General features: G+C 61.6%; 13 protein-coding genes. 6 read left to right on the forward strand and 7 right to left on the reverse strand.

The window, feature by feature from the left end:
* Window positions 1-74: 74 nt before the first annotated feature.
* The gene (locus tag RTX98_RS17665) at window positions 75-1,013 is read right to left on the reverse strand and encodes a nucleoside hydrolase (protein WP_312798118.1); all 939 of its coding nucleotides are present in this window, start codon (window positions 1,011-1,013) and stop codon (window positions 75-77) included.
* 115 nt (window positions 1,014-1,128) lie between these two features.
* Between RTX98_RS17665 and RTX98_RS17670 the strand changes: the two genes are divergently transcribed.
* Both RTX98_RS17670 and RTX98_RS17675 read left to right on the forward strand, forming a co-directional pair.
* A complete protein-coding gene (locus tag RTX98_RS17670) occupies window positions 1,129-1,554 on the forward strand; it encodes an Hsp20 family protein (protein WP_312798119.1) in 426 nt (141 codons plus the stop codon).
* 81 nt (window positions 1,555-1,635) lie between these two features.
* Window positions 1,636-1,893 (forward strand): DUF1150 family protein, encoded by a 258-nt coding sequence (locus RTX98_RS17675; RefSeq protein ID WP_189503945.1) that lies wholly within the window; start codon window positions 1,636-1,638, stop codon window positions 1,891-1,893.
* A gap of 68 nt (window positions 1,894-1,961) precedes the next feature.
* Here RTX98_RS17675 and ptsN read toward each other — a convergent pair whose 3' ends face one another.
* The 6 genes from ptsN to lptC all read right to left on the reverse strand — a co-directional run bounded on the left by ptsN (window position 1,962) and on the right by lptC (window position 7,179).
* Window positions 1,962-2,426 carry a PTS IIA-like nitrogen regulatory protein PtsN gene (ptsN, locus tag RTX98_RS17680; RefSeq protein ID WP_189503946.1) on the reverse strand — a complete coding sequence of 155 codons (465 nt, stop codon included), beginning with the start codon at window positions 2,424-2,426 and terminating at the stop codon, window positions 1,962-1,964.
* Window positions 2,427-2,496: 70 nt separating this feature from the next.
* Complete coding sequence (gene hpf / locus RTX98_RS17685; protein WP_189503948.1) at window positions 2,497-3,084, reverse strand: ribosome hibernation-promoting factor, HPF/YfiA family; 588 nt, start codon at window positions 3,082-3,084, stop codon at window positions 2,497-2,499.
* A 274-nt stretch (window positions 3,085-3,358) separates the two neighbouring features.
* Window positions 3,359-4,873: an RNA polymerase factor sigma-54 gene (gene rpoN / locus RTX98_RS17690; RefSeq protein WP_312798120.1), complete on the reverse strand. Its 1,515-nt coding sequence runs from the start codon at window positions 4,871-4,873 to the stop codon at window positions 3,359-3,361.
* A gap of 141 nt (window positions 4,874-5,014) precedes the next feature.
* Window positions 5,015-5,812: an LPS export ABC transporter ATP-binding protein gene (gene lptB, locus RTX98_RS17695; RefSeq protein WP_312798121.1), complete on the reverse strand. Its 798-nt coding sequence runs from the start codon at window positions 5,810-5,812 to the stop codon at window positions 5,015-5,017.
* 13 nt (window positions 5,813-5,825) lie between these two features.
* On the reverse strand, window positions 5,826-6,428 hold the full coding sequence (locus tag RTX98_RS17700; protein ID WP_416223163.1) for an LptA/OstA family protein: 603 nt from the start codon (window positions 6,426-6,428) through the stop codon (window positions 5,826-5,828).
* Window positions 6,421-7,179, reverse strand: coding sequence for an LPS export ABC transporter periplasmic protein LptC (gene lptC / locus RTX98_RS17705; protein WP_312798122.1), 759 nt, complete (start codon window positions 7,177-7,179; stop codon window positions 6,421-6,423). The genes RTX98_RS17700 and lptC overlap by 8 nt, the downstream gene beginning before the upstream one ends.
* Before the next feature lie 328 nt (window positions 7,180-7,507).
* Here lptC and sppA point away from each other — a divergent pair, with 328 nt between their 5' ends.
* From sppA to RTX98_RS17725, 4 genes are all read left to right on the forward strand, one after another.
* Window positions 7,508-8,485 carry a signal peptide peptidase SppA gene (gene sppA / locus RTX98_RS17710; RefSeq protein WP_312798123.1) on the forward strand — a complete coding sequence of 326 codons (978 nt, stop codon included), beginning with the start codon at window positions 7,508-7,510 and terminating at the stop codon, window positions 8,483-8,485.
* Window positions 8,486-8,552: 67 nt separating this feature from the next.
* Window positions 8,553-8,837: an integration host factor subunit beta gene (locus tag RTX98_RS17715; RefSeq protein ID WP_312798124.1), complete on the forward strand. Its 285-nt coding sequence runs from the start codon at window positions 8,553-8,555 to the stop codon at window positions 8,835-8,837.
* A 60-nt stretch (window positions 8,838-8,897) separates the two neighbouring features.
* On the forward strand, window positions 8,898-9,248 hold the full coding sequence (locus RTX98_RS17720; protein ID WP_312798125.1) for a LapA family protein: 351 nt from the start codon (window positions 8,898-8,900) through the stop codon (window positions 9,246-9,248).
* Between the two features lie 22 nt (window positions 9,249-9,270).
* A complete protein-coding gene (locus tag RTX98_RS17725) occupies window positions 9,271-10,233 on the forward strand; it encodes an ornithine cyclodeaminase family protein (RefSeq protein ID WP_312798126.1) in 963 nt (320 codons plus the stop codon).
* Window positions 10,234-10,397: the final 164 nt, after the last annotated feature.

Consider the following 10,397-nt stretch of genomic DNA (forward strand, 5'->3'; position numbering starts at 1 on the left):
CCTTTGCTGTGTCTTGTGCGGCCGCCAACAGTGCCCGCATGACGTGATTTGGGCGGGCCTTCCGTTGGCGGTGCCTACAGGCTTCCCAGCCGCTCGACGAGCAGCTTGTAGAAGCCGTCGGCATCGATCTCGCGCATGACTGTGGCGTTCTTTTTGCGATCGGTAACACCCCACCAATCGACCACCGTCATGCCGTAGGTGAGTTCCGAGCTGGTTTCGATCTCGACATTGCAGTGGCGGCCGGAAAACAGGTCGGGCTGGATGAGGTAGGCGATGACGCAAGGGTCGTGCAGCGGACCGCCCTTGCTGCCGTATTTGTCTACATCGAAGCGCTCGTAGAATTCGAGCATCGTTGCCGTGGCTTCTCCGACCTTGGTGCCAAGAGCGCGGATCGCAGCGATGCGCTGGGGCGAGCTCAACGCCTTGTGGGTGACGTCGAGCGGCATCATGGTGATGGGAATGCCGGCGCCAAAGACCATTTCGGCGGCGTGGGCGTCGATATAGACGTTGAACTCGGCCGTGGGCGTGATGTTGCCGCCCTCGAAGAAGCCGCCGCCCATCATCACGATTTCCTTGATGCGCGGGGCAATCTCGGGTTTGCGGGCGAGCGCCATGGCGACATCGGTGAGCGCACCCAGCGTGCACAGCGTGACCGTGCCGGGCTCTTCGCGCATCAGCGTATCGACGATGAAATCGACGCCGTGCTGTTCCTGCAAAGGCATAGTCGGTTCGGGTAGGTCCGGGCCATTGAGGCCGGTTTCGCCGTGAACGTGTTCGGCCGTGACGAGCTTGCGCACGAGCGGACGCACCGCGCCGGCATAAACGGGGATGTGCGGACGGCCGGCCAGTTCGCAGATCTTGCGGGTGTTCTTTTCGGTCAGCGCCAGGGGAACGTTGCCGGCAACCGCCACCATGCCGAGGATGTCGAGTTCGGGGCTGCCCAGCGCCAGCAGGATCGCAACCGCATCGTCCTGGCCGGGATCGGTGTCGATGATGATTTTACGCCTGGTCATGGATGCCCCCGGCTCCTGTTCTTGAATCAGAAATCGTGGCGGACCATATCAGGGCCATCGGGAGAAATGCCATCAGGGTTTCTCACTTAATCGTCGCTCTCCAGGAGGACAGTTTATGTCGCGCATGACGCCGTTTTCGAGCCCGTTGCTGCTCGGCTTCGACGCGATGGAAAAGACGCTGGAACGCATCGCCAAGAATGGCGACGGCTATCCGCCCTACAACATCGAACGTCTCGGCGGCTCTGACGGGTGCCTTGAACGCCTGCGCATCACGCTGGCTGTCGCCGGTTTCGCCGAAAGCGATCTCGACATTTCGATCGAGGAAAACCAGCTGACCGTCCGAGGCAAGCAGGTCGACGAGCGTGATCGCGAGTTCCTGCATCGGGGTATCGCGGCCCGCCAGTTCCAGCGCATGTTCGTGCTGGCCGACGGAATGCGGGTGACCGGTGCGGCGCTCAAGAACGGATTGCTCGCCATCGACCTCGACCGCCCTGAACCGGAGCGGCTTGTACGCAAGATTAACATTGCGGTGACAGAGTGAAGCACCGGACCCGGTGTTCTGGAACCGATAGCTCGTTGACGGGTTGGTTTGACCACAACGGCCCGCAGACAGGAGGCTGATATGACTGAAGTTGAAAACAAGATCTCCTTGACCGAAACGCAGTTCGCCCATCTCGGCGAAGGCGTCGTGGCCTATATGCGCGAGATCGACAGCGATGACTTGAAGACGAAGTTTCCGGGCCTGCCGGAAATCGACTCCGGTCTGCGCCTCTGGGCACTGTTTGCGGCCAATGGCCAGCCGATCATGCTGACGGACGAGAAGTCGAGCGCACTGGCAAGCGCCATGCAGCACGACCTGACGCCGGTCAGCATCCACTAAGCGGGTTTATCCTATTCAAACAAAAGGCGGCTACTGAGCCGCCTTTTTCATGTCTGATGGATTTATAATCAGGCCGCGTTGGATGTGGGCGATTGCGCCAGGAAGGTGTGGATCGCAGCGGCGTCCTTCGTGCCGCGGATCTTGCGCACCGTCTCGCCTTCGCGCAGTACGCGAGCAATCCGCGACAAAGCTTTCAGGTGATCGGCGCCAGCGCCTTCAGGTGCCAAAAGCAGGAAAACGAGGTCGACCGGCTGATCGTCCAGCGCTTCGAACTCGACGGGCTGCTCCAGGCGGGCAAAAACGCCGGTGATGCGCTCGACGCCTGCCAGCTTGCCGTGGGGGATCGCGATGCCGTTGCCGACACCGGTCGATCCCAGGCGCTCACGCTGCAGAATCGTTTCGAAGATCGCGCGTTCCGGCAGTCCCGTTACCGATGCGGCCTTTTCCGCCAGAAGCTGTAGCAACTGCTTCTTGGAATTGGCCTTCAAGGCCGGCAGCACTGCCGAAACCTCGATCAGATCGCTCAAGTCCATTCAAACGCGGTCCTTCAATTGAACCGGCACGCGGGCTTTGCGCTCACGTGCCGGCCTCTGATACTTCCGATCAGCGCTTGGCTGCCGAGCCCGTGTCGACCCAGCCAATATTGCCGTCCGGACGACGATACACGACATTGACCTGGCTGTTGCCGGCGTTGCGGAACACCACAACAGGGCTGTCGGTGAAGTCAAGCGCAACCGTTGCATCCGCCACCGACATGGTGCGCAGCGAAACGGTCGATTCCGCTACGATCGCCGGCGCATAGTCTTCCGCGATTTCCTCGTCGTGCTCGTCCGAGAACCCTTCCATCACCGTGTAGGAGATGGCCTCGGCCGGCAGGATATCAGCACCGTTCTGCGGGCTGCGCGACTTCAGCTTGCGGTTATAACGGCGCAGACGCTTCTCGATGCGATCAGCAGCAGCTTCGAAAGCCGGGATCGCATCCTGCGCCTGGCCGCTCGCCTGCAAGTCGGCACCGCTGTCGAGATGGATCATGCAGTCGGCATTGAAGCGCGATCCCGCCTTTTCCACCACGACGTGGCCGGAAAAGCCGCCGTCGAAATATTTCTCGATCGCTTCGCCGATACGGGTTTCGATGCGGCCGCGCAGGGCCTCGCCGATGTCCATATTCTTGCCGGAAATGCGCAAACTCATGTGAAGCAGACCTTTCTTCCCGATTTCACTCACGTATGCGAAACGCTTCGCCACCGTGTCCACAGGAGCCGCCGGCCGCTTCTTCGCCGGGTAGGCCTAGTTCACGCTCGGGCTCAAACGATCCCGAGGCATGAAACAGCCCAAAGGCACCCGCCTCATGCGGGGCGGCTTCTAGTGACTCACCGTTTCATTGTCAATCAAGGCACAGGGAATGCCAAGGTTCCATGTTGCAGCGCAGCAGGTGCTCACAGTATTTTCAATTCAGCTGATATGCCTATTCCGCGGCTGAACGGCTCTGCGCGCGCTTCTCGCGCCGACGCTGCACGGAGGACGGGATGTTCATGCCTTCACGGTATTTTGCGACCGTGCGGCGGGCGATATCGACGCCGGTCTTGCGCAGAAGTTCGACGATCGAATCGTCCGAAAGAACCTCGGATGCCGCTTCTTCCTCGATCAACTGGCGGATGCGGTCGCGCACGGCTTCAGAGGAATGGGCGTCTCCTCCCTCTGCCGATTGAAGCGCGGCGGTGAAGAAAAAGCGCAGCTCGAACACGCCGCGCGGCGTCAGCATATATTTGTTGGAGGTGACCCGGCTCACCGTCGATTCATGCATGCCGATGGCGTCGGCCACGTTACGCAGGTTAAGCGGTTTGAGGTGGCGGATGCCGTTGATCAGAAAGGCGTCCTGCTGGCGTACGATCTCGATCGATACCCTCAGGATCGTCTTGGCGCGCTGGTCGAGGCTGCGGGTCAGCCAGTTGGCGCTTTGCAGACATTCGGTGAGGAAGGTGCGGTCGGCCGGCGATCGCGCGTGGCGGGACACTTCCGCGTAATAGGACTGATCGACAAGCACCCGCGGCAAGACATCCGGGTTGAGCTCGATGGCCCAGCTGCCGTCGCTGGCAGGCTTCACCAGGACATCCGGCACGACGATTTCCGATGTGCCGCCGGAGAAAGCGAGGCCTGGACGAGGATCCAGCGCCCGGATCTCGGCCATCATGTCCAAGAGGTCGGCATCATCTACGCCACAGATCCGGCGTAGCGTCTCAAAATCGCGGCGGGCGAGAAGCTCGAGGTGGGCGATCAGCGCCTGCATGGCGGGATCGAAGCGGTCTTTCACGCGCAGCTGCAGCGCCAGGCACTCGCGCAGATCCCTGGCGAAGATGCCCGCGGGCTCGAAGGTCTGGCAGGTCGATAGAACCGCTTCAAGGCGGCGCTGAGTGACGCCGAGGCTTTCGGCGAGTTCGTCAAGCGGCATGGCGAGGTAGCCGTTCTCGTCCAGCGCGTCGGCCAGCTCGTGGGCCAGGGCCGTATCGGTGGCAGACTTGAAGGCGAATGCGATCTGGCCGGCAACGTGGTCGCGCAGTGTGGTGCCCGTCGCAGCCATGCCGTCGAGATCAACGCCCTCCCCTGCGCCGCCACTCGCGGCGCCTGATGCCGACTTCCATTGTGCGGACAAGGTCGGATCGACATGTTCGACGCGGCCGGGATCGTCGGGAAAGACGTTTTCCAGCGAGGTGTCGAGCTGGTCGGCGATTGTCTCGGCCGACCAGGTGGCTGGATCGTCGCTTGCCGGCGGAGGCGACACGTCGGCTTCGTAGGGCTCGGGCCTGCTGCCCCCCTCCTCACTTGACGCGCGTTCAAGCAGCGGATTGCGTTCGATTTCATCATCGATGAAGCGATCGAGTTCGATATGGGTCAACTGCAGCAGCCGGATCGACTGCATCAGCTGCGGCGTCATCACAAGAGATTGCGACTGACGGAGCTGAAGCCTGGCAGCCAAACCCATCCGCGCATTTCCTCCAGCTCAGCGCGTGCTCAAAGACACGCGCTGAACTGAACTGGCCCGGCTCTTGCTTGTCAAGCCAACCGGCCGAAATTGTATCGCGTGATTGGCCAATGCCGCACGATCAGCAGGATGGGCCGAAGACTAAAGCGTAAAGCTCTCGCCGAGATAAAGACGGCGCACATCGGCGTTGGCGACGATGTCCTGCGGATGGCCGTGCGTCAGCACTTCGCCGGCATGGATGATGTAAGCACGATCAATGAGACCGAGCGTTTCACGCACATTGTGATCCGTGATCAGCACGCCGATGCCACGCGCGGTGAGATGGCGCACGAGCTGCTGGATGTCGGCGACCGCAATCGGATCGATGCCGGCAAAGGGCTCGTCAAGCAGCATAAAGTTCGGCCGCGTCGCCAAAGCGCGCGCGATTTCCAGGCGGCGGCGTTCACCACCCGACAGCGCGATGGACGGCGCCTTGCGCAAATGGGTGATATGAAACTCTTCCAGCAGCGCATCGAGATCGTATTCGCGCTGCTTGCGGCTCGGCTCGATCATTTCGAGCACGGCGCGGATGTTGCTTTCAACGTTGAGGCCGCGAAAGATCGAGGCTTCCTGCGGCAGATAACCGATGCCGAGGCGGGCGCGACGATACATCGGCATGGCCGTGACATCGAAGCCGTCGATTTCGATCGTGCCGCGATCCACGGGAACGAGGCCGGTGACCATGTAGAAACAGGTGGTCTTGCCGGCGCCGTTCGGCCCAAGCAGGCCCACGGCCTCGCCAGCGCGCACGCCGATCGACACGCCGTTGACGACGGTGCGGCCCTTGTAGCTCTTGGTAAGCCCGCGCGCGATCAGGGTGCCCTTGAGGGCATCCCGTTCAACCGGCGCGGAAGCGGAAGCTGGCCGGCCGCTGGTGGCCGAACCCTGTCTGGAAGCCATCGACAATCAGCGCCTAGCGGTTTTGCGAGCCGGGCTGCAGCAGCATCTTGACGCGACCGCCGCTTTGGCTACCGCCGCAACCATCGAGCTGCGCCTGGCCGGTCTTCATCTGCACATTGAGCTTGCAGCCGACGATCACGTTTTCGCCTTCGGTCAGTACGACTTCCTTGCCGGTCAGGGTCAGAACTTCCGACTTCATGTCGAAGGTGGCGCGGTCGCCGGTGGCGACCTGGCTTTCCGACTTCACGTAAACCTTGCCGTCGACTTCGATGCGCTCGATGTCGGCCGAACCCGGCGTCGCGCCGGTGGCAGGCTTCGCTTCGGCAGGCTTTTCTTCTTTCTTGCCGTCGCGCGCCATGGCCTGGCCGACATAATAAACCGTCATCTTGCCAGCCTTCATCAGGGTCTGGCCCTGCACGACGCTGACATTGCCGGTGAAGATGGCCTGACGATCATTGTCCCGGACCTCCAGCTTGTCGCTTTCGATCTGGATCGGCTGATCATTGGACAGGTTGAGGCTGGTCATGCGGCTTTGCGACTCTTGCGCAAAACCGGTTCCGGCCGCTGCCACGAGGGCCAGCGCCGCGATCGAGAAACGAACAAGCAGGCTATTCATTTGGTTGGGTCCCCGCACTTCCTGCTCTTTCCGCATTCAATCGCCCCGGGTCAAGATTCATCTGCACACGATTGTCGAAGACGATCACTTTCCCGTTCTCGGCAATCGACATTTTACCTGCATCGATCGACGCGCCCTTGATGCGGAGCGCGACCGGCTGTTCGGTCACGAGCGTGCCCTTGCCCATGTCGATATTGGCTGACTGGAAAGTAGCAGACTTGCCGTCATCGGTCGACAGCGTCATCGGATCGTTGAGCTTGATCGTGTTGCTGATGCGATCATAGGTTGCCTTGCGCGCATCGATCTTGGCCAGCGTGCCATCCGTCATCGGCACGGTGGCGTCGATATCCTCGAGCTCGATCACATTGGTGTTGGTTGCATCCTGCACGGCCCGTGCGGCGGTCATGGCATAAGGCAGATTGTCGGTGGTGTAGCCTTCGAGCTTGGGTGCCGCCATCACCAGCTTGCCGTCGCGGATCGCCGTGCTCGACAGGTCGAATCCGATCGCCACCGGCGAGGAAAAGAAGGAATAGGCCGCAAAGGCACCAGCCATAACCAAGGCAGCAAGCGGCAACGCTATCTTCAGAAGGCGCACACGGCTGGAATGGCGGGCAGCACTGGCGAACTGCGCATCGACGCGCTCAGTCGGATGCAGGCTGGCTGCCGGATGCTGGCCGCCCGTCGTGTGCAGGCTGGATGCCGCCATGTTCTGGGGCGCCTGGGTCTGATCAACCATGGCGGTATTGCTCATGCCCCACGGATCCTTGCCTTGGCCGCGTATTTCACCTCGGACGAGGCAAAGGCACGCGAATGAAAACGCTGAGATAGTATCGCCCGTTCGAAACCGCCAGGCATCCATGGAAGGATGCAGAAGTCGGACCGGACTGATCACTCAAGATCACGCAATATATCAATATGTATTACGTGAAAACTAAGGCATCTCCGTTGCAGAAGAAAGGCCTAGTAACTTTCCTACCGACGCGGCCGTCAGGCCGTTGGCAATCGGTCAGCCAAAGCGTTTCCATCCGGCCGATCTTGCTTTAGAGAAGCGAAAACAATCCGCACGTGCCGAGGGATCCATGGCCAGCCGAGCCGACGACCTGATCGACCGCCGCAGGCTGCGGCGCAAGCTGAGCTTCTGGCGCATCGCGACGATCCTGATCCTGGCTGGCGTGGTCATCGCCGGCGCGCGGTTCCTGTCGGCGGACGGTGAGTTCACGAGCGGGCCGATCAGCCACATCGCCAAGGTGAAGATCGAAGGCACGATCACCGAAGACGACGAGTTGCTCGAGCGATTGGACGACATTCGCAAGGCCGATGCGGTCAAAGGCGTGATCCTCAACATCGACTCGCCTGGCGGCACCACCGCCGGCGGCGAGGCCATCTACGAGGAAATCCGCAGGCTGGCGGAGAAGAAGCCTGTTGTGGCGCAGGTCGGTACGCTGGCCGCTTCTGCCGGCTACATGATCGCCAGCGCGTCCGATCATATCGTGGCGCGGCAATCCTCCATTGTCGGTTCGATCGGCGTGCTCGTGCAGTTTCCGGATGTGACCGGGCTGATGGACAAGCTCGGCATCAAGCTGGAAGAGGTTAAATCCTCGCCGCTGAAGGCAGAGCCGAGCCCGTTCAACCCGACCACCGACGAAGAGCGCGCCATGATGCGGCGCATGATCCTGGACAGCTATGACTGGTTCGTGGACCTGGTGACCGAACGCCGCGGCATGCCGCGCGACGAGGTGCTGCGGCTCGCCGACGGTTCGATCTTCACCGGCCGGCAGGCACTGACGAACAAGCTGATCGACGAGCTGGGCGGCGAGCGCGAAGCCGTTGCCTGGCTCGGCACCAAGGGCGTCGATGCGGATCTGCTCGTCGTGGAATGGAAGAAGAAGGAAGAGGACGGCTGGTTTTCGCTTTTCAGTTCACGCGCGGGTTTGACCGGTCGCGAAAGCCTGAGCGAAACGGTGCGTGTGCTGCTTGGCGAAGTCGGCGGGGAGCACCTCTTTCTTGACGGTCTGCTTTCGCTCTGGCACCCTGCTGACACATCGCCAGCCCGCTGAAACCTTGCTCAGCCAGCTCCTCATCCCCTTATACTTCCTGACACTTTAGCCGCAGAGTTCCGTTCCGATGATTAAGTCCGAGCTCGTTCAGATCATTGCCAACAAGAACCCGCATCTCTTCCTGCGCGATGTGGAAAACATCGTCAGCGCGATCTTCGACGAGATTACCGATGCGCTGGCGACCGGCAACCGCGTCGAACTGCGCGGCTTTGGCGCGTTTTCGGTGAAGAACCGGCCGGCGCGCACGGGCCGTAATCCGCGCACGGGCGAGTCCGTCGAGGTCGAGGAAAAGTGGATCCCCTTCTTCAAGACCGGCAAGGAATTGCGCGAACGCTTGAATGTTGAGAAGTGACGGCTAGGTTTTCAACCTAACGCCACACCTGTTCAACTTGGATTCGAGGGTTTAAGCCGCATGCTGACGCGCTTTTTCATGGTCGTGATCGTGGTGCCGATCGCGGTGATCCTGATTGCGCTCGCAGTCGCGAATCGCGCTTTGGTGCCCTTCACCATGGATCCGTTCAATCCCGGCAATCCCGCGTTGACGATCCAGATGCCGTTCTTCATCTACCTGTTCCTGATGCTCATCATCGGCGCGCTGATCGGCAGCTTTGCGACCTGGCTTGCGCAGCATCGCTATCGCAAGCTGGCGCGCCAGCGCGGGCTCGAGGTCGACAATCTGCGCGTCGTGGCCAACCGCGCCAATGAAGTGCCGACCGCGCCGGTCTCGGCGTCCGCGACAGGCACGGCTCTCGCCCGCACTTAAACTACCATTCAGGAATTCAGACATGCTCATCATCGGACCGGAAGCGGTTGACCGCGCGCTGTCTTATGAGGGTTTGATCGAGGTTCTGCGCACCGCCTTCCATGACGGCGCCGTGCAGCCGGTGCGCCACCACCATACGGTGGAGCGGCCGGACGGCGCCGACGCCACGCTTCTCCTGATGCCTGCCTGGAGCGACCTGAAAGCCGTCGGCACGTCCGAGAACGGCCATATCGGCATCAAGATCGTGACGGTCTCGCCGGATAACAACGCGATCAACAAGCCCGCTGTGATGGGCAACTATCTGCTGCTCGATGCGGCGACCGGCGAGCCGCAGGCGCTGATCGACGGGCAGAAGATCACGGTCTGGCGGACGGCCTGTGCGTCGGCCTTGGCGGCGAGCTACCTCGCACGCGAAGACGTCAAGACGCATCTGATCGTCGGTGCTGGTGCCTTGTCCGTGCATCTTGCGAAAGCGCATCGTGCGGTCCGGCCGCTGGGACGTGTTCTCGTGTGGAACCGCACCGCAGCCAATGCGGCGAAGGTTGTCGAACAATTACAGGCGGATGGGTTTGAGGCTGAGGTCGCAGAGGATCTCGATGCGGCGCAAGCGCAGGCCGACGTGATTTCCTGCGCGACCTTGTCCACCGTGCCGCTGGTGAAGGGCGCTTTGCTGAAGCCTGGCACGCATGTCGATCTGGTCGGCGCCTTCACGCCGGCGATGCGCGAAAGCGATGACGAGGCGATTGTCCGAGCGCGTGTTTATGTCGATACGAAAGCCGGCGCGACGAAGGAAGCCGGCGATATCGTGCAGGCGCTGCAATCCGGTGCGTTGAGCGAAGGTGCGATCGTCGGCGACCTGTTCGACCTGACGCGCGGAACTGCGAAAGGCCGGCAAAGCGCGGACGAAATCACGCTGTTCAAGTCTGTGGGCGCGGCGCTCGAAGACCTGGCAGCAGCTATCGCCGTTTATCGCTCGCAGGCTTGAGCCCGCTCTTCCTGTCGCAACTGTGACGTTGGGGAGCGTTGCGACACCCCGTGCGCTATGTCACAAGCGGGCGACTGCTGGAGTTCGATCGACGTGAAGCCCCCGCGCGGCAAGAACCGCGACCCCAAGAAAGCGGCTCGTTTCGCCACCGGCGGCCCTGCCCG

Source organism: Tianweitania sp. (assembly GCF_032053605.1).
Classification (GTDB): domain Bacteria; phylum Pseudomonadota; class Alphaproteobacteria; order Rhizobiales; family Rhizobiaceae; genus Tianweitania.

Coding starts and splice junctions, on each gene's coding strand:
- RTX98_RS17665 (WP_312798118.1), bottom strand. CDS start 1,013: ATGACCAGGCGTAAAATCATCATCGACACCGATCCCGGCCAGGACGAT.
- RTX98_RS17670 (WP_312798119.1), top strand. CDS start 1,129: ATGTCGCGCATGACGCCGTTTTCGAGCCCGTTGCTGCTCGGCTTCGAC.
- RTX98_RS17675 (WP_189503945.1), top strand. CDS start 1,636: ATGACTGAAGTTGAAAACAAGATCTCCTTGACCGAAACGCAGTTCGCC.
- ptsN (WP_189503946.1), bottom strand. CDS start 2,426: ATGGACTTGAGCGATCTGATCGAGGTTTCGGCAGTGCTGCCGGCCTTG.
- hpf (WP_189503948.1), bottom strand. CDS start 3,084: ATGAGTTTGCGCATTTCCGGCAAGAATATGGACATCGGCGAGGCCCTG.
- rpoN (WP_312798120.1), bottom strand. CDS start 4,873: ATGGGTTTGGCTGCCAGGCTTCAGCTCCGTCAGTCGCAATCTCTTGTG.
- lptB (WP_312798121.1), bottom strand. CDS start 5,812: ATGGCTTCCAGACAGGGTTCGGCCACCAGCGGCCGGCCAGCTTCCGCT.
- RTX98_RS17700 (WP_416223163.1), bottom strand. CDS start 6,428: ATGAATAGCCTGCTTGTTCGTTTCTCGATCGCGGCGCTGGCCCTCGTG.
- lptC (WP_312798122.1), bottom strand. CDS start 7,179: ATGAGCAATACCGCCATGGTTGATCAGACCCAGGCGCCCCAGAACATG.
- sppA (WP_312798123.1), top strand. CDS start 7,508: ATGGCCAGCCGAGCCGACGACCTGATCGACCGCCGCAGGCTGCGGCGC.
- RTX98_RS17715 (WP_312798124.1), top strand. CDS start 8,553: ATGATTAAGTCCGAGCTCGTTCAGATCATTGCCAACAAGAACCCGCAT.
- RTX98_RS17720 (WP_312798125.1), top strand. CDS start 8,898: ATGCTGACGCGCTTTTTCATGGTCGTGATCGTGGTGCCGATCGCGGTG.
- RTX98_RS17725 (WP_312798126.1), top strand. CDS start 9,271: ATGCTCATCATCGGACCGGAAGCGGTTGACCGCGCGCTGTCTTATGAG.